Below are 17490 nucleotides of genomic sequence, written 5' to 3' on the forward strand. Positions count from 1 at the left end.
GTGCGGTCCGGCCACGGATGAGAAGCTGTTCGCATGGGAAAGAAGAGCAAGCGCGGCAGCGGTCCGCGCCCGGGAAGCAACCGCGCGGAGCGCGTCGCCGCACGCAAGGCCAGGCAGGCGGAGTCGCTCGCCGCTCCGGCACGACCGTTCGCGGGCCTGAAGGCCGAATGCGACCTGGTCGCCATGCGGGCGTTCATCGCCTCGGCCACGGCGCAGGTGCCGTACGCCGAGAGCTTCGGGGCCGCGCACGAGGCCGATTTCGCGACCATCCTGCCGGGTGCCGTGCCCGCCGAGGTCCGGCTGCGCGACGCCGCCGTCTTCGGTGAGAAGGGCGCCGTTGCGGGCGACGCGAACGGGAAGGTGACGCAGGGCCTGGTGGGGCTGCAGACCAACCCCGAGCCCGCCGACCTGGCCGGGTCCATCGCCGGCGCCCTCGCGTGGGCGGCGTCCGCGGCCGACGGCGACAGCTACGACGGTGCCCGGACCGAGCAGGCACTGACCGAGATCCTCGATCCGGAGGCCGACCTCGACATCGTCGTCCACACCGACTTCGGCTGGTGGTTCGCGGAGGACGCGAACATCCCGCAGGAGCTGTCGATGATGCTCGATCGCGCCAACGAGACCATCCTGCCGACGGCCCGCCTGCGTCCGAGCAGCGGTGTCGGCGCCCCGTGGTGGGTGGACGCCGGCGAGAAGGCGCATCTGCGCTGGGTGCGTCCCGAGGACGAGACCACCCTGATGAACGCGCTCTCCCGGGTGCACGCGGCAGGGCACCTGACGCTGGGCGAGGGGTCGCGGTTCGCGGGCTCGTTCCGGACGCACGGGCTCATCGTGCCGGTCTTCGACCTCGACGTGGAAGCCCACCACGAGGAGTGGATCGACGGCGTGGAGGAGTTCGACGCGCGCCTGGCCGAGGCGCTCGCCGACACGTCCGACCTGACCGCGGCGCAGCGCAGCTCGCGCGCCGGGATCATCGGGCGTCAGGTGACGCTGAGGTAGCCCTAGAGGTTGCCGCCCGCGGCCAGCGGCTCGCCGGGGTCGGTCGCCGACGCCGGCGTGGCCGGGGCTGCGTTGACCTCGCGTTCGACGAAGTTCTCGAGGTCGAAGATGTTGCCGTCGGCGCGGGCGGCGATGGCCTGCAGGGTGGTCATGGTGGAGACCTCCTCCACCTGTTCCTTGAGGAACCACTGCATGAACTGCTCGCCGAGGTAGTCGCCGTCGTCGCGGGCCGCGCGGGCCAGCGCGACGATCTGCTCGGTGACGTGCTTCTCCTGCGCCAGTGCCAGCTCGATCGGTGCGCGGTAGTCGTCGAACGCGGTGACGGGCGCGGCGGCCGCGGGGATCTCGACGTCGAGGTCGCGGTCCAGGAAGTACTTGATGATCATCATCGCGTGGTTGCGCTCCTCCACGGACTGGCCGTAGAAGTGCTTCGCGAGCTGCGGCATGTCGTGGTTGTCGTAGTACACGGCGAGGGCGATGTACTGCTGTGACGCGGTGAACTCGTTGCTGATCTGATCGTGCAGGAGCTGCTGGAACGTCGTACGCGGCGTGTCGGTCATGGTCCGCAGTCTAATCGTAGGCGACGCCCCGGACACCGGTCTGCGGACCCCGCATCACGATCGGCGGCGGCGTCAGGACACGGCCCCGGCGTCGGAGGTCAACAGGTCGGCGGGCACCGCCTTGCCGCGGGCGATGTAGTCGAAGAACCGTTTGGTGGTCTCGCCGGGGATCAGGGAGTCGCCGTCGTCGGTGTACTGGTCGCCGTCGGCGGGCGCGGTGGTGGTGATGGGATCGCTGCGGAGTTTGAACGCGAGCCACGCCAGGCTCCACAGGTGGTCGCCGCTGTCGACGGTGACGGCGTCGACGGCACCGCTGACGAACGGGAACAGCCGGAACGGGTTCAGCAGGACCGAGGGGCTGGTGGCCTTCGCCATCAGCGCCGACAGGAACTTCCGCTGGTTCACCACGCGTTCCAGATCGGCGTTCGGGAACGCGCGGGTGCGGACGAGCCCGAGGGCCTGGGCGCCGTTGAGCTCCTGGCAGCCGGCCTTGAGATCGAGACCCGCCTTGGGGTCGCGGAGCGGTTGATCCAGGCACATCTCGACGCCGCCGACCGCGTCGACCAGGTTGTCGAAGCCGCCGAAACCGATCTCGGCGTAGTGGTCGATGTGGACGCCGGTGAACTCTTCCACCGTCTGGACCAGCAGCTGCGGGCCGCCGTTGTTGAATGCGGAGTTGATCTTGTGGCTGCCCATGCCGGGGATCGGCACGTACATGTCGCGCGGGATGCTGATCAGCATCGGCTTCCCGGACGGTGGCAGGTGCGCCATCATGATCGTGTCGGTGCGGGCGCCGTCGGCGTCACCGGTGGCGAGGTTCTTCTTCTGCTGGTCGCTGAGGCCGGCCCGCGAGTCGGTGCCGACGATCAGCCAGTTGGTGCCCGGGGTGTCGCCGATGCGCCCCGAGTACGAGGTCAGGGCGTCGACGCGGTGCAGTTTGCCGTCGAAGTAGAAGAGCATCGCGACCGGTGTGATCACCAGGAGCAGCACGATCACCAGCAGGATGCGACCGAGGCGGAACTTGCGGCGCTTCCGCGGCTTCGGTGCCGAGGCGGCGGCGCGCCGGCCTCGCTTGGCGGGCGGCGGGGGCGGTGACTGACGGTCGCTGCGGTGGCGGCGCGCCGGCGGCGCGTCGTGCGGCGGGCGCTGTGCGGATCCCCGTCGGCGGTCGGCGGGGATCGGCTGCGGATCCTGGCGGGGGGCGTAGCCGCCGGGGGCGGCGGCGCGGTGGTCGTGCCGCGGGGCCTGCTCGCGAGGGTCGGGCCGCTGGGGTTCGCGGCGGCGCGGTTCGATGGGCGGGGGTGCCGGTGCGCGGTGGCGCGGACGTCGGTCCGGTTCCTCGGACCAGGCGAGCGGAGGGCGGTAGTCGGCGGGCGGCGGGGGACCGGAGACCCGGCGGGTCGGCGCCTCGGGACGAGGGCCTCCACGCTGCTGCCGCGGATCGCGCGGCCCGGGTCGCTGGTTGTTCATTGGAGACACGCTACCGGCGGAAACTGACCGCACGCTGAAGGTGAGACGCGCGCGACTCTCCTGATTCCACCGAATGATCGACGTCGGCAGTGGCGTCGACGGCGCTCAACCGGCGACGCGGACGCCGTCGGACATGGCGACGGTGACGGCGCCCGCGACGGCGGCGGCGAACGCGATCACGGTGAGCGCACCCCAGCCGGGGAGGGTCTGGTCGCCGAGGAGGACGGCCCCGAACACCCCGGGGACGACGGTCTCGCCGACGGCGAGGGAGGCGGCCGCTGAGGCGACGCTCCCGGCCTGCAGCGCGACCGTGAACAGGTAGAACCCGCCGGGGCCGCAGACCAGGACCGCGTACGCGGCGGGGTCGGTGAGCAGGGTGCCGAGGTCGAGGGGTGCGAGGCCGTCGACGATGCGGATGCCGACGGCCATCAGCCCGAACAGGATGCCGGACGACATAGCGGCGAGGATTGCGACGCGGCGGGGTCTGGCGACCGCAGCGGCCACGACTCCGAGGAGGAGCAGGGCGACGCCGGCACCGAGGACGGACCAGTGCAGGACTGGCCCGGGGTCGTCGTGTCCTTCGCTGCCTGCGGTGAGCGCGAGGGTGACGAGGGCGACCATGACGACGCCGATGCCGACGATGTCGCGCCGGGTGAGCGTGACCTTCAGCAGGACGGCGGCGAGGACCGCGGTGACGACGAGGTTGGAGCTGACGATGGGCCCGGACAGGAACAGGGGGAGCGTGCGCGAGGCGACGGCGGTGCCGACGAAGCCGATTCCGTCGAGCGCCATCCCGGCGAGGAACAGCGGCTGAAGCATCGCGGAGAACGCCGTCTCCGTCTGATCTGCGGCTCGCGCCTGCAGGACCGACGCCGTCCCGAACCCGAGGGCCGCGACGACGGCCGCGATGATTCCGAGCACCATCGCTAAAAGCTACGCCGCCTCTCGCGGGAAAGACTGAAGCAGGTCAGGCCGGAGGAGCGATCCGCTCCACACCGACGAACCGAGCCAGCTCGGGCGGAAGCACGACCGACCCATCGCTCTGCTGATGGTTCTCCAGAATCGCGACCAGCCAGCGGGTGGTGGCGAGGGTGCCGTTGAGCGTCGCGGCGGTCTGCGGCTTCCCGTTCTCGTCGCGGTAGCGCACGGAGAGGCGTCGTGCCTGGAAGGTGGTGCAGTTCGAGGTCGACGTGAGTTCGCGGTAGGTGTTCTGGGTGGGGACCCAGGCCTCGCAGTCGAACTTGCGGGCGGCGGAGCTGCCGAGGTCGCCGCCTGCGACGTCGATGACCCGGTAGGGCACGTCGATCGCGGCGAGCATGTCCTTCTCCCAGCCGAGGATGCGCTGGTGTTCGGCTTCGGCGTCTTCGGGCTTGCAGTAGATGAAGCCCTCCACCTTGTCGAACTGGTGGACGCGGATGATGCCGCGGGTGTCCTTGCCGTAGGAGCCGGCTTCGCGGCGGAAGCAGGTGGACCAGCCGGCGTAGCGCTTGGGGCCGCCGGAGAGGTCGAGGATCTCGTCCTTGTGGTAGCCGGCGAGCGGGACCTCGGAGGTGCCGACGAGGTACATGTCATCGTCGTCGAGGTGATAGATCTCGTCGCTGTGGGCGCCGAGGAAGCCGGTGCCCGCCATGATCTCGGGCTTCACGAGGACCGGCGGGATCATCAGGGTGAACCCGTTGGCGGTGGCTTTGGCGGCGGCCATGTTGAGGAGGCCGAGCTGCAGCATGGCGCCGAGACCGGTGAGGAAGTAGAAGCGCGATCCGGAGACCTTGACGCCGCGCGCCATGTCGATAAGGCCGAGGGTCTCACCGAGTTCGAGGTGGTCCTTGGGGTTCTCGATGGCGCGGGGTTCGCCGACGTGCTCGAGGACGATGTAGTCGTCCTCGCCGCCGGCGGGGGCGCCTTGGATGATGTTGGAGATGGCGCGGTGCGCGTCGGACGACGCGGTATCGGCGTCGTTCTGCTTGGCGACGGCTGCCTTCACCTGCTCGGCGAGGGTCTTGCCCTTGGCGAGCAGTTCGGTCTTCTCGTCGCCGGACGCCTTGCCCACGAGCTTGCCGAGGGCCTTCTGCTCGGAGCGCAGGGCGTCGGCTTCGGCGATGGCCGAACGGCGCGCGACGTCGGCGTCGAGCAGCTGGTCGACGAGGCTCGGGTCTTCGCCGCGGGCGCGCTGCGATTCGCGGACAAGGTCGGGGTTCTCACGCACGATCTTCAGGTCGATCACACGTTGAACCCTACTCGGGACACGGTGGAAGCATCGACCAGGCATGATGGATTGCGATGACTTCGAAGCGCGATCAACCGATGCACGACGGCCGCGGCGACGACGAGGCTGAGCTCGTCGCCGACGGCGGTGCGGACGTGGGGACCCCGGACGGCGATCTCGTCGACGGTGCGGGGGTGCCCGAAAACGTGGAGACAGCAGGGGAGACAAGGGAATTCGAGTCCGCCGACGAGTGGGGGCTGGAGCCCGAGGCGGACCCGCACGGTGAGCCCCCGGACGACGACGCCGACGAGGTGGAGGACGACGTCGAGGAGTGGGGCGTCGAGCCCGAGGACGCGTATTACGACGAGGGCGAGTTCGATGACGAGGACGTCGAGGACGGCGTTCCGGCGCCGGTTGTGAGCGACGACTCGCCCGACGTCGACGATGATCCGAAACGCAGTCGGGCCGGGAAGAACCGCCTGCGCGCGGTCCTGGCCGCCGTGTTGGTGGGCGGAGTCGCGGCCGGTGGCGTGCTGTACGCGACCGGCGGCTTCGACGATCTCGGCGAGGTCGGCTCGTCGGTGATCGGCGACAAGGCGTTGCCGCAGAACGACTTCACCCGGTCGGAGGCGGGCGACTGCCTGACGTGGACTGCCGATGCGCCGGGCGACCCGGTGACGGTGGAGTGCACCAAGCCGCACCGTTTCGAGGTGGCGGGTGTGCTGGACACGTCGACCTTCCCGACCGCGGAGTTCGCGTCGACGGCACCGTTCCCCACTCCGGAGCGGTTCGCGGAGATCCGGGATGAGAACTGCTCGGTGATCGTCTCGCGCTATCTGGGCGGTGCGCTGGATCCGCAGGGTCGGTTCGCGCCCGGTCTGATGTTCCCGTCGGAGTCGGAGTGGCAGCAGGGTGTGCGGAGTCTGCGCTGCGGTATCGAGCAGCCGGGCGTCGGCGGTGTGCAGGACGAGTTCACGGGTCGGGTGCGTGACGTGGACCAGTCGTTCACGTGGGCTGACGGAAGCTGCATCGGGATCGATGCGAAGTCGCGGCAGCCGACCGGTGCCGTGGTGAACTGCGCGGAGCCGCACGCCTTCCAGGTGACCGGCAGCGTCGACATGTCGCAGCGGTTCGGCGGTCGTACATCCGGCAAGCCGTGGCCGAGTGTGAACGATCAGAACGAGTATCTGCGCGGCATCTGCCCGAACCGGACCAACCGGTTCTTCGGTGGTGCGGAGAAGTTCAAGCAGACCACGTTGAACGTGCAGCCGTCGGTGCTGTCGGAGGTCAGTTGGCTGACCGGCAGTCGTCGGGTCTTCTGCTATGTGGCACTGCCGGATCGCGGTGGTTTCGCGACCCTGGTGGGCGACGCGCGCGAGGGGCCGCTGCTGATCAACGGCAAGGTGCCGACGCCGCCGAACGAGGGTCCGCCCGGACGTTCGGTGGGCGAGCCGGTGCCGCTGCCGCCGGGGTACACCCCGTCCGATCAGGAGCCTGCCGCGCCGGTGGGCGGCTGACATGCCGGTCTCCATGTCGGAGCGCGATTTCGAGAATCTGGTCGGCGATGCGCTGGACCTGCTCCCGGAAGAGCTGATGAAGGCGATGTCGAACGTCGTCATCCTGGTGCGGCCGCGCAACGACGACGATCCGACGATCCTCGGTCTGTACACGGGCGTCGCATTGACCGAACGGACCACCGAGTACGCCGGCTTTCTGCCGGACACCATCGAGATCTACCGCGAGCCCCTGCTCGCGATGTGTCACACGGAGGAGCAGGTGCGTCGCGAGGTGGCGATCACCGTCCTGCATGAGGTGGGGCACCATTTCGGCATCGGCGACGAGTGGCTGCACGCAAACGGCTGGGGTTGATGTGACGCGGAGCGGCAGGTCGAGCCGATGGAGCGGAGCGACAGGTCGAGCCGACGTCCGAGGCCGAAGGCCGAGGCGTCGGTCGAGACCACGTGACAGACGCTGGATGCCGGTAGACGATTGAACAATGACGATCCCCACCCCCATCCGCACCGACCTCACACAACGCTGGAACGAACCCCACCGCAAACACCACAACCAGCGCCACCTCGACGAGGTCCTGGCGGCTCTGGAGACGCTCCGCGGAGCGGGCCTGGAGTTCGCCGAGCGGCCCGTGGTGTTGGCAGCGTGGTTCCACGACGCGATCTACGATCCGGCGGGCAGCGACAACGAGGGCGATTCGGCGGAGTTGGCGCGCAGCCTGTTGGCGGAGGATCCCGACCGCGACGAGGTCGCGCGGCTGGTGGAGATGACGCGCGATCATCGGCCTGCGGACGACGACGCGAACGGCATCGCACTGGCCGACGCGGATTTCTCGGTGCTGGGTGCGGACCCGGCTCGCTATGACGAGTACGCCGCGGGTGTCCGGGCGGAGTATCGGCACGTTCCCGACTTGATCTTCCGGAGCACGCGGCGTGGCATCCTGGCCGAGTTCCTGACCCGCGATCATCTCTACGCCTCGGCGCAGGCGCAGCGGCTCTGGGAGGAGCAGGCGCGCGCAAACCTGCGCCGCGAGGTCCGGAGTCTGGTGCGTCCGGCCGGCTGAGCTGCGGGGTCGGGCGCTCGCTCAGCCCATCGGGTCGGCGTTCTCCGCGGCCGCGTCGTCCTTCGGAGAGTCGTCGCCGGGCAGATCGGCCTCGCCCCAGCGATGACAGATCCACAGGCCGTCGCTGTACTCCAGGTCGACGGTGCCCGTGTTCTGCAGGTAGTTCTTCATGGCGAACTCGGGGTCGAGCTTGGTGAGGTGCGCGGCGATGAGCCGGATCGCGGCGCCGTGGGAGACCAGGTAGACGTCGCGCTGGTGTTCGCCGGTCAGGTATCGGGCGGTGAGGTCGTCGATCACCGGGAGGTACCGCGCATGCAGCATCTCGAGGGATTCGCCGCCGGGGAGGCGGGCGTCGAGGTCGCCGCGGTGCCAGCGGACCACGGTCTCGTGGAACAGGTCGTGTGCTTCGCGGTCGGAGCGTCCCTCGAGGTCGCCGACCTGGATCTCGTGAACACCCTCCACGGTTTCGGTTCCGGCATCCCAGACCGAGCCGATGAGGTCGGCGGTCTGCTGGGCGCGGTTCGCGACCGAGTTGACCAGGATCGCTTCGTCGGACAGCGGGTGTTCCAGGCCGAAGCGGACGCCCTGGCGGGCGCCGAAGTCGGTGAGCGACGCGCCGGGCAGCGCGGTGTCGAGGCGTTTGAGGACGTTCGCGGTGGTCTCACCGTGTCGGACCAGGTGCAGTCGAGCCATGTCAGCGGTCTCCCTGAAGCAGATCGTCGAACCACGCGCGGGATTCGGCGTGGTCGGGCGGGGTCGCCGCGGCGGCGACGGTCAGAAGCGGGTCGATGGGCCAGGAACCGAGGAAGACGACGCGATCGGCCGACCGATGGAGGGCGCGCAGGGCCTCACCGACGGCGGCGTCCTGCACGTGCCCCCGCGCGTCGAGGTAGAAGCGGTACTGGCCGCCGCCGCGGCTGGTCTTGGTGGGGCGCGATTCGATCCGCGTGAGGTCGAGTCCACGCATCGCGAACTCGTTCATCGCGGCCACCAGGCTGCCGGGCGTGTTCGGCAGATCGAGGATCACCGATGTGCGGTCCGCACCGGTCCGCTCCGGCGGGCGGCCCGGCCTCCCGAGCAGGAGGAAGCGGGTCACGGCGTCGTCGGAGTCGGCGACCCCGTCGGCGAGTGTCGTCAGTCCGTGCATCCGCGCGGCGGCGGTGGTGGTGACGGCGGCGTCGGCCTTCCCCGCGGCCACGTCCCGGGCGGCGCCGGCGTTGGACGTCGCGATGACGAACTCGGCGTTCGGGTACAGCTCTTCGACGCTGCGTCGAACCTGGCCCGCGGCCACCGGATAGGCGGCGACGGTCCGGACGTCGACGGGTTCGAGTGGCTGAGCTGCGGCGATGGTGAACGCGATGTCGAGCGCGACTTCGGCGTAGGCCTGCACGCGGTCCTGGTCGCCGGTCGGGGCGAGGGCGTCCATGGTGGCCGGGACGGCCCCCTCGAGGGAACTCTCGATCGGCACGCAGCCGAAGTCGACGTCGCCGCGTCGAATCATCTCGATCACGGTCGGGGGATTGCTCACGGGGACCTTGGTGGCCGTCTCGTCCTCACCGCGACGTCGCAGGACGGCGTCGAGGGCCATCTCGGTGAACGTGCCGGCGGGTCCGAAATATGCGTAGCTGGGCACCATTTCACAGTAGTCGAGACGGTGGGTCCGTGCCGTTGACGCGAAAACCCGCACGCGTTAGGTTAGGTAAGTCTAAGTTAGGTTGAGCTAACAAACGGTTACCGGAGGTGCCAGTGAACACGATCCTCGCTCCATGCGACGCCGAGTTGATCCAGACGGCATGCCGCCGCGCACACGGCGGAACCCTGTCCGTCAGTGCTCCGGAGTCGGCGGTGTCCGGCGCGGGCTGCGACAGCGTGTCGATGGTGCACCTCTTCGAGGGCGACGCATTCCTGCTGGTCGACGACGCGACGCCAGCCCTCGGGCTGGTCCGGTCCGGCGTCGAGGAGGTCACGGCGATGGTCGAGGTGATCGACTGCGCGCCGGTCCAGATGCGCGAGCGGGTGCGGTCGTTGATCTGGCTGTCGGGAACCTTGAACCCGGTGCCCGCCGAGCTCGAACGCGATCTGGCGATCGAGATCGCCGGCGATCACCCGGACGAGCGGCTCCTGGACCTGGGGCACGGCCACAGTCTGGTGCGCATGGCGCTCGACTCGGCGGTCCTGGCGACCTCGACCGGTGCCGGCGGCGTCGACGTCGAGGCGATCGCGGCCGCGCAGCCCGATCCGTTCTGGGAGTTCGAGACCGACTGGCTGGTCCACCTCGACGCCGACCACCAGGACCTGATCCACCAGCTCTCGCACCGACTGCCCGATCACGTGCGCGGCGGTCGTGCACGACCGCTCCGCCTCGATCGGTTCGGCATCACCTTCCGCATCGAGATGGGCTGCCGTGACGAGGACGTGCGGATCCCGTTCGCGCGCCCGGTCACCCGCATTCCGGAACTGTCTGCCGCCATCCACTCACTGGCGCTGCATCCCTGCCTCGGGCACGACTGACCGCACCGTCGCGCGGGCGACTACCGTTGACGACGTGACTTCTCAGCGGCGCGGTGTGGGAGCCTTGCTCCGCGCCGCGCTGCATCCGCCGGAATCGGCGATCTCACGGGTCGACGACCCCAGCGAGCGGCGTGCCCTCATCGTCGAACTCCTGCTGGTCGGCGTCCTGACCTTCGGGTTCTCCGCGCTCTACGCGATCCTGTCGTTGCTGGAGAATGCGCTGACCACCGGGATCGGCGGCACCACGGTCGCGCTGAATCCCGTCGCATCGTCGGTGGCCGCGATCGATGCGATCCGGCAGGGGATGAGCGTGATCCGGCTGCTGGCCATCGGCGGGCTCGGCGCCTACCTGCTCTGGCGCACCGGTATCGGGTTGCGTCGCGTCGGGCTGGCACGACCGTCCCGCGCCGACGTCCCGCCCGCCGTGCTCCTGGCCGCGGTGATCGGACTGCCCGGCCTCGCACTGGTGGCGGTGTCGCAGGCGATGGGCGCGAACTCGGTCCTGGACGTCGCACCGACCGACGACCTGTGGTGGCGGATCCCGGTCCTCGCGCTGAAGTCGTTCGGCAACGGCTTCGCCGAGGAGGTGGTGGTGGTCGGCTACTTCATGACTCGACTCCGCCAGCTGGGTCTGCGTGCCAACGTCGCCCTGTGGTCGTCGGCCGTGCTGCGCGGCGCCTACCACGCCTACCAGGGGCTGGGCGCCGCCGTCGGCAACGTGGTGATGGGGCTGGTCTACGGACGCTGGTACCAGGTGACGGGCAGGCTGTGGCCGCTGGTCTTGGCGCACGCGCTGATCGACACGATCGCCTTCATCGGTTACGCGGTCCTGACGCGAACCGGCGTGCTGGGCTGAGATCTCGCGGGACCTGGGGCAGAAAGAGAAAGCGCGGCGCAGGCCGCGGGACGAATTCACACCCCTGGTCTCTGCGCCGCGCTTTAACGATCCGAGCAGCTCCCTCCCAAGAGCCCCGATTCCACCCGGACCGAGCACAGCGGAGCGGGACTGAACGTCCCGCAACCTGAGGTCAAGGTACCACGATGACAACGGTTGTTGCACGGGTCGGGTGCCGCATAGTCCGCTTGAATGACGGAATCGACGGAGACGCCGGGATTACGGGGCGCAGCGCTCCGAGCGGAGCTCGTGTCCCTTCGAGGTCAGGCAGCGGCCGCTGGCCAGATCCCACTGCCATCCGTGCAGGTTGCAGGTGAGCTTTCCGTCGTCGACGACGCCGAACTTGCTCAAGTCCGCCTTCAGGTGCGGGCAGCGGCGCTGGATGGTCCAACCGTCGAGCTCGATGGACGAGGAGTCGTCGTGCGCTTCGGAGAACCAGCCGTCGGCGTACGCGATGCGCTCGTCGGTGAGGCACTTGAAGAAGGTGTACAGGTACTCGTTGTACCCGCCGATGCGCCACGTGGTGAAGCGCGTCGACAGGAAGATGGTGTTGACCCAGTCCGGCTCGTCGTCGCGCAGCACGGTGCGGACCAGTTCCGCCGGGATGCGGAAGCCGTAGCGGTATTTGCCGTCGCCGTCCTCGCGCATCCGAACCGTCCGCTGCGGGAAGTCCAGGACGTAGGTGTCATCGCCCACGACGAGTCCGACGGGGTAGCCGATGCCGTCGCAGATCAGGTCCGACTGCTTCATGATCGGCTCGAACTTGTCGCGCAGCGGCTCAAGCAGCGACGGTCCCTCGGCCGGGGCCCAGGTGGCCTTCTCTGCGGCGATGATCGGAGCGAACTTCTCCTTCATCGACTCCAGGTAGGCCTTCTTGTTCTCGCCGAAGACGTTCTCCGGCGGGTACGGGTGCTCGACGGACGTCAGCTCGGCGCCCGCGAAGTCGGCGGTCGAACCGGAGACCATCATCAGGCCGCGGTGCTTGACGCCGTCGTCGGTGCCGTGGACGCGCATCTGCTCCAGGAACTCCGCCTGATCGGGGAAGATGCTGGCCTTGTCCGAGTCGCTGCCGGTGCCCAAGTCGTTGAGCGCGAACAGGTCGTCGTCCAGGAACATCGGCGGACCGGCCGACGGGACCACCCACGTGGCGCCGACCTGCTCGATGTACGAGCGGGCGCGATCCATGCCGCGCTGACGCTTCTGGATCGCGAAGTTGGCCTTCGACTTGCGGGGGATGTCGTAGACCATCGGGTACCAGATGGCGCCCGAGTACTGCAGCAGGTGGACGTCGACGCGGCCGAACTGCTCGTTCACCATGTCCAGGTCGACGGGGCGGGCGTCGTTCATGTTGAAGCAGACGGTCTCGCCGTCGTCGACGATGAGGCCGGAGTCGCCGATCGGACCGTCGGCGGGGGCACGCAGCGCGATGATCATGATGTCGAGGTCGCCGTTGGGGCCGGACACGGTGTGCTTCGTCGAGTCGTCGGTCTCGACGAACTTCGTGAAGCCGAGGCTCTCGAGCTCGTGGCGCAGATCCGGCACCGGGTAGTCCGGCAGCAGGACGGTGGCGTCCTTGTTGACGTTGTCGAGCAGATTCTGGCGGTCGTAGTGATCGCGGTGCAGATGCGACACGTACAGGTAGTCGCAGTCGCCGAGCTTCTTCCAATCCAACTCGGTGTTGTCCGGGAACGGAATCCACGACGCGAAGTACGCCGGGTTGACCCAGGGGTCGCAGAGGATGGACCCGGCCGCGGTCTGGATGTGGAATCCGGCGTGGCCGATGCTGGTGATCTGCACGGTGGCTGTGCCTTTCGATGAGGGTGCTGCCTTGACAGGGTATCGCCGCAGGCCGCCCCAGCGCCTAACCGTGTGAGGCGAAGGTCCCCGCGGGCTTGCTCACACGCTGATGCCCGCCGTGAGGATCGCCGCGAGCTCCCGGTAGGCGCCGGCGTCGTCGAGGCCGGTGGCGGCCCGGACGTCGCCCTGCTGGATGCGGACCATGGTCGACGCGGCCAGGTCGGCGGCGAAGACGGCGTGGACGCGGCGGAACTCGCCGGCCTCCACGCCGGCGTCGATCAACTCCTTGACCCGGGCGGCGGCGATCGCAGTGTTCTGCTCGTAGGCCTCCCGCGCGGGAGCGAAGGCCGCGAGGTCGGCCAGGAACTGCGGAGAGGCCGCGGACAGTGCGCGACCCACGGCGGAGAGGTAGGCGGTGATCTGGGCCCGCGGCGAGACCTGCGCGGCGACGGCGGCCTCGACGTCCTCGGCGGCGCCGCGGAAGAAGCCGATCGTGGCGGCGCGCACGAGGTCGCCCTTGCTGCCGGCGAGCGTGTACAGCGTCGACTTGGAGCAGTGCAGCCGTGCGGCGACGGCGTCGAGCGTGAGGTGCGCGAAGCCCTCGGCGAGGAACAGGGCGAGGAGTTCGTCGAACAGCTGCGACCGTCGCGCGGTCGCGAAGTCGGTGGCAGGCGTCTCGGACATGACCTGAATGGTACTGCGGGAACTCTTGTAGTACTGGTTCGTCGGCAGTACTGTGAGGTCTGATTCAGTACTGTTCCACCTCGACGAGGAGACTCCCGTGCCCGTGAACCGCCTGCTCCCGACCGACGAAGCCCACGCGCTCATCGAACTCACGCGGGACATCTGCGACAAGGTGATGGATCCGATCGTCGATCAGTACGAGAAGGACGAGACGTACCCAGCGGAGGTCTTCGCTCAGCTCGGCGCCGCGGGGCTGCTGAGTCTGCCGTACCCGGAGGAGTGGGGCGGCGGCGACCAGCCGTACGAGGTGTACCTGCAGGTCCTCGAAGAGATCGCCGCACGCTGGGCGGCCGTCGGCGTCGCGGTCAGCGTGCACAGCCTCGCCTGCTATCCGACCTTCGCCTTCGGCACGCAGGAGCAGAAGGAGCGCTTCCTGCCGGAGATGTTCGGCGGCACCACCGTCGGCGCGTACAGCCTGTCCGAGCCCCAGGCCGGCTCCGACGCGGCCGCCCTGGCCTGCCGGGCGACCAAGACCGACGACGGCTACCGCATCACCGGCGAGAAGGCATGGATCACCCACGGCGGCATCGCGAACTACTACAACCTCTTCGCGCGGACCGGCGAGGGCTCCAAGGGCATCTCCTGCTTCCTGGTCCCCGATGGGATCGACGGCCTCTCCTTCGGTCGGCCCGAGGAGAAGATGGGCCTGACCGCGGTCCCCACCACCTCCGCCCGCTACGACGACGTCCACCTGCCCGAGGACCGTCGTATCGGCGCGGAGGGACAGGGCCTGCAGATCGCGTTCAGCGCGCTAGACTCCGGGCGCCTCGGCATCGCGGCCGTCGCCACCGGAATCGCGCAGGCCGCCCTCGACGAGGCCGTCGCCTACGCCAAGGAGCGGGAGACCTTCGGTCGCAAGATCATCGACCATCAGGGCCTCGGCTTCCTCCTCGCCGACATGGCCGCCGCCGTCGAGTCTGCGCGCGCCACCTACCTGGACGCCGCACGACGACGCGACGCCGGACTGCCCTACTCGCGCAACGCCTCGGTCGCGAAACTGGTCGCCACCGACGCCGCCATGAAGGTCACCACCGACGCGGTGCAGGTGCTGGGCGGCAACGGCTACACCCGCGACTTCCGCCCTGAGCGGCTGATGCGGGAAGCCAAGATCACCCAGATCTTCGAGGGCACCAACCAGATCCAGCGTCTGGTCATCAGTCGTTCGCTGGCCTGACGCCTTCAGCGTCGGGCGGTGTCGTATCAACCGACTAAACTCGCCCCCATGGAACCCGTCTACGCGTCCGTCGTGTCCACCGCTCGCATGCTGTGGCTCGCCCAGGGACTGAAGTTCGAGATCTCCGGGGTGGAGAACGTGCCGGCCGAGGGACCGGGTGTCGTCGCCTTCAACCACACCGGTTACCTCGACTTCACGTTCGCAGGCATCCCGGCATTCCTGCAGGGACGCCGGTACGTGCGGTTCATGGCGAAGAAGGAGGTCTTCGACAACAAGTTCGGCGGCCCCATCATGCGCGCGCTCAAGCACATCCCCGTCGACCGCGCGAACGGTGCGCAGAGCTATCACGACGCCGTCGACTACCTGAAGCGCGGCGAGCTGGTCGGCGTGTACCCCGAGGCCACCATCAGCCGCAGCTTCGAGTTGAAGTCCTTCAAGAGCGGTGCCGCCCGCATGGCGCTGGAGTCGGGGGCACCCCTGGTCCCGACCATCGTGTGGGGCGCGCAGCGCATCTGGACCAAGGGGCAGCCCCGCAGCATGGGGCGCAACGGCTACAAGATCCTGGTGGGCGTCGCCGAGCCGATCGCGCCCGAAGGGACGCCGGAGCAGTTGACGGCACGGCTCCACGAGTCGATGCGCGCCAAGCTCACCGAACTGCAGGACGCCTACGGCCCGTACCCGGCCGGCGAGTTCTGGGTTCCGGCCGCCCGCGGGGGCGGTGCGCCGACCCTCGAGGAGGCGAACGCCATGGACGCCGCCGACGCCGAGGCCAAGGCGGCCAAGCGCGCTGCCCGCGAACAGCAGGGTGACGCGAACTGACCATGGAACCCGTGTATCGAGTCCTCGAAGGGCTGGCGTCGACGATCCACGCCGTTCAGGGCACGCACCGTCGGGTGTTCGGTGCGGAGCACGTCCCCGCCGAGGGCGGCGCCGTCCTCGCCATCAATCACACCGGCTACGTCGACTTCATGCCGCTGGGCCTGGCCCTGCGGACGCGCGGTCGCCGGGCGCGGTTCCTGGTGAAGTCCGAGCTCATGGACATCGGGATCATGCGCTACCTGGTGCATCACGCGCGGGCGGTGCCGGTCGACCGCACCGCAGGCGGTGAGGCCTACCGTGCTGCGGTCCAGGCGCTGCGCGCCGGAGAGCTGATCGCGGTGTACCCAGAATCGACCATCAGCCGCAGCTTCGAACTCAAGGAGTTCAAGTCGGGCGCGGTCCGAATGGCGGTCGAAGCCCAGGCCCCGGTGATCCCGGCGATCGTCTGGGGTGCCCACCGGCAGTGGAGCAAGGGCGTCGAACGTCGCATGGGACGCGACGGCATCCCGATCGACGTCGAATTCGGCGAACCCATGCTGTTCTCGGCCGACGGCGATCTCCACGAGCAGACCGCCGAACTCCGCGAGGCGATGCTCGAACTGCTGCACCGCGTCCAGTCTCGCTATCCCGAGGCCCCGGCCGGCGCCGACTGGGTGCCCGCTCGGCTCGGCGGTGGTGCGCCGACGCCGGAGTCCGCCCTCGTGATCGAAGACGCGGAGGCCGCCGAGAAGGCCGCCCGCCGCGCCGAGAAGAAACGGAAGAAGTCACGATGACCACCGCATTCGGACCGCCCTCGCTGATCGCGTCGGACGTCGACGGCACCCTGATCGACGATGACGATCGCGTCACCGATCGCACCGTCGCGGTCCTGACCCGCGCCCGCGCCGAGGGGGTGGAGCTCGTGCTCGCCACCGGCCGGCCGCCGCGCTGGATCCCGCAGATCACCGATCAGCTGGCGGACACGCCGGCCGCCGTCCGCTACGCGGTGTGCGCCAACGGTGCGATCGTCTACGACGTCGCCGCCGATCGGGTGCTGCACGTCGCGGCCCTGCAGCCGGCCGCCCTGGCGCAGATCGCGCAGCTCTGCGTCGACCTGCTGCCAGGTTGCGGTCTGGCCGCCGAGCGCGCCGGGGCCTCGGCGTTCGACGCGGCCACCGAACCCTTCGTCGCGACCCCGGGCTACGAGCACGCGTGGCTCAACCCGGACCACGTGTACGTGAGTCGGGACGAAGTGGTGGGGGAGCCCGCGGTGAAACTGCTCGCGCGCATGCCCGGGATGTCGTCGCACGCCATGGCCGCGGCGGTCGCCCCGCACCTCGGCGATCTGGCCGAGGTCACCTTCTCCATCGACACCGGCCTGGTGGAGTTCTCCGTCCCAGCCACCCACAAGGCGTCGGGCCTGTCGTGGCTGACCGCCGAGTGCGACGTCGACGGCAGTGCGACGATCGCGTTCGGTGACATGCCCAACGACATCGAGATGCTCCGCTGGGCGGCGCACGGCGTCGCGATGGGCCACGGGAATCCAGCGGCGTTGGACGCCGCCGACGAGATCACCGCGTCGAACGTCGACGACGGCGTCGCGAAGGTTCTCGAGCGCTGGTTCTAGACCAGGCCTGATCGGCCGCCCCTGAAGTGTGACCCGGTTGTGACCGTGTGAACTTGTCGTCTCCTCAAGGGAGTCACTACAGTCACAGAAGTCCCACTAGTCACACGAGCCACAGCATGCGTGGTTCCTCCAAA

The 17490-nt window shown here is 69.2% G+C and carries 18 protein-coding genes; 10 read left to right on the plus strand and 8 right to left on the minus strand.

Annotated elements, in window-relative coordinates; translation table 11 throughout:
* The first annotated feature begins 33 nt into the window (after nucleotides 1-33).
* On the plus strand, nucleotides 34-999 hold the full coding sequence (locus tag ACH46_RS01035) for a DUF5926 family protein (RefSeq protein WP_062391301.1): 966 nt from the start codon (nucleotides 34-36) through the stop codon (nucleotides 997-999).
* Between the two features lie 2 nt (nucleotides 1000-1001).
* On the opposite strand, the gene ACH46_RS01040 is transcribed toward ACH46_RS01035, so the two are convergent.
* The 4 genes from ACH46_RS01040 to serS all read right to left on the minus strand — a co-directional run bounded on the left by ACH46_RS01040 (nucleotide 1002) and on the right by serS (nucleotide 5253).
* Nucleotides 1002-1559 carry a ferritin gene (locus ACH46_RS01040; RefSeq protein WP_062391302.1) on the minus strand — a complete coding sequence of 186 codons (558 nt, stop codon included), beginning with the start codon at nucleotides 1557-1559 and terminating at the stop codon, nucleotides 1002-1004.
* A 72-nt stretch (nucleotides 1560-1631) separates the two neighbouring features.
* Entirely contained in the window at nucleotides 1632-3029 is a 1398-nt protein-coding gene (locus ACH46_RS01045) for an LCP family protein (RefSeq protein ID WP_226995718.1), read from the minus strand.
* Nucleotides 3030-3134: 105 nt separating this feature from the next.
* A complete protein-coding gene (locus ACH46_RS01050; protein ID WP_062391303.1) occupies nucleotides 3135-3953 on the minus strand; it encodes a hypothetical protein in 819 nt (272 codons plus the stop codon).
* 43 nt (nucleotides 3954-3996) lie between these two features.
* On the minus strand, nucleotides 3997-5253 hold the full coding sequence (serS, locus tag ACH46_RS01055) for a serine--tRNA ligase (protein WP_062391304.1): 1257 nt from the start codon (nucleotides 5251-5253) through the stop codon (nucleotides 3997-3999).
* A 56-nt stretch (nucleotides 5254-5309) separates the two neighbouring features.
* Between serS and ACH46_RS01060 the strand changes: the two genes are divergently transcribed.
* From ACH46_RS01060 to ACH46_RS01070, 3 genes are all read left to right on the plus strand, one after another.
* Nucleotides 5310-6752, plus strand: a complete 1443-nt coding sequence (locus ACH46_RS01060) for a septum formation family protein (RefSeq protein WP_062391305.1) — start codon at nucleotides 5310-5312, stop codon at nucleotides 6750-6752.
* 1 nt (nucleotide 6753) lies between these two features.
* Nucleotides 6754-7104: a metallopeptidase family protein gene (locus tag ACH46_RS01065; protein WP_062391306.1), complete on the plus strand. Its 351-nt coding sequence runs from the start codon at nucleotides 6754-6756 to the stop codon at nucleotides 7102-7104.
* Between the two features lie 127 nt (nucleotides 7105-7231).
* Nucleotides 7232-7810 carry an HD domain-containing protein gene (locus tag ACH46_RS01070; RefSeq protein WP_062391307.1) on the plus strand — a complete coding sequence of 193 codons (579 nt, stop codon included), beginning with the start codon at nucleotides 7232-7234 and terminating at the stop codon, nucleotides 7808-7810.
* 21 nt (nucleotides 7811-7831) lie between these two features.
* Here the strand turns inward: ACH46_RS01070 and ACH46_RS01075 are convergent, their stop codons facing one another.
* Nucleotides 7832-8503, minus strand: a complete 672-nt coding sequence (locus ACH46_RS01075) for a histidine phosphatase family protein (protein ID WP_062391308.1) — start codon at nucleotides 8501-8503, stop codon at nucleotides 7832-7834.
* Nucleotide 8504: 1 nt separating this feature from the next.
* The gene (gene pheA, locus ACH46_RS01080; RefSeq protein ID WP_062391309.1) at nucleotides 8505-9446 is read right to left on the minus strand and encodes a prephenate dehydratase; all 942 of its coding nucleotides are present in this window, start codon (nucleotides 9444-9446) and stop codon (nucleotides 8505-8507) included.
* Between the two features lie 104 nt (nucleotides 9447-9550).
* Between pheA and ACH46_RS01085 the strand changes: the two genes are divergently transcribed.
* Together ACH46_RS01085 and ACH46_RS01090 are read left to right on the plus strand one after the other, a co-directional pair.
* Nucleotides 9551-10321, plus strand: a complete 771-nt coding sequence (locus ACH46_RS01085; RefSeq protein WP_062391310.1) for a DUF2470 domain-containing protein — start codon at nucleotides 9551-9553, stop codon at nucleotides 10319-10321.
* Between the two features lie 34 nt (nucleotides 10322-10355).
* A complete protein-coding gene (locus ACH46_RS01090) occupies nucleotides 10356-11177 on the plus strand; it encodes a CPBP family intramembrane glutamic endopeptidase (protein WP_082399298.1) in 822 nt (273 codons plus the stop codon).
* 258 nt (nucleotides 11178-11435) lie between these two features.
* Here ACH46_RS01090 and ACH46_RS01095 read toward each other — a convergent pair whose 3' ends face one another.
* Together ACH46_RS01095 and ACH46_RS01100 are read right to left on the minus strand one after the other, a co-directional pair.
* Nucleotides 11436-13013: an MBL fold metallo-hydrolase gene (locus ACH46_RS01095; RefSeq protein ID WP_062391312.1), complete on the minus strand. Its 1578-nt coding sequence runs from the start codon at nucleotides 13011-13013 to the stop codon at nucleotides 11436-11438.
* A 99-nt stretch (nucleotides 13014-13112) separates the two neighbouring features.
* Entirely contained in the window at nucleotides 13113-13697 is a 585-nt protein-coding gene (locus tag ACH46_RS01100) for a TetR/AcrR family transcriptional regulator (protein ID WP_062391313.1), read from the minus strand.
* A 97-nt stretch (nucleotides 13698-13794) separates the two neighbouring features.
* Here ACH46_RS01100 and ACH46_RS01105 point away from each other — a divergent pair, with 97 nt between their 5' ends.
* The 4 genes from ACH46_RS01105 to ACH46_RS01120 are packed head-to-tail and all read left to right on the plus strand — an operon-like array spanning nucleotide 13795 to nucleotide 17356.
* Nucleotides 13795-14931, plus strand: a complete 1137-nt coding sequence (locus ACH46_RS01105; protein ID WP_062391314.1) for an acyl-CoA dehydrogenase family protein — start codon at nucleotides 13795-13797, stop codon at nucleotides 14929-14931.
* 48 nt (nucleotides 14932-14979) lie between these two features.
* Entirely contained in the window at nucleotides 14980-15750 is a 771-nt protein-coding gene (locus ACH46_RS01110) for a lysophospholipid acyltransferase family protein (protein WP_062391315.1), read from the plus strand.
* A gap of 2 nt (nucleotides 15751-15752) precedes the next feature.
* Complete coding sequence (locus tag ACH46_RS01115) at nucleotides 15753-16523, plus strand: lysophospholipid acyltransferase family protein (RefSeq protein WP_062391316.1); 771 nt, start codon at nucleotides 15753-15755, stop codon at nucleotides 16521-16523.
* Complete coding sequence (locus ACH46_RS01120; RefSeq protein ID WP_062391317.1) at nucleotides 16520-17356, plus strand: HAD hydrolase family protein; 837 nt, start codon at nucleotides 16520-16522, stop codon at nucleotides 17354-17356. The genes ACH46_RS01115 and ACH46_RS01120 overlap by 4 nt, the downstream gene beginning before the upstream one ends.
* Nucleotides 17357-17490: the final 134 nt, after the last annotated feature.

This window comes from Gordonia phthalatica, from assembly GCF_001305675.1.
Lineage (GTDB): Bacteria > Actinomycetota > Actinomycetes > Mycobacteriales > Mycobacteriaceae > Gordonia > Gordonia phthalatica.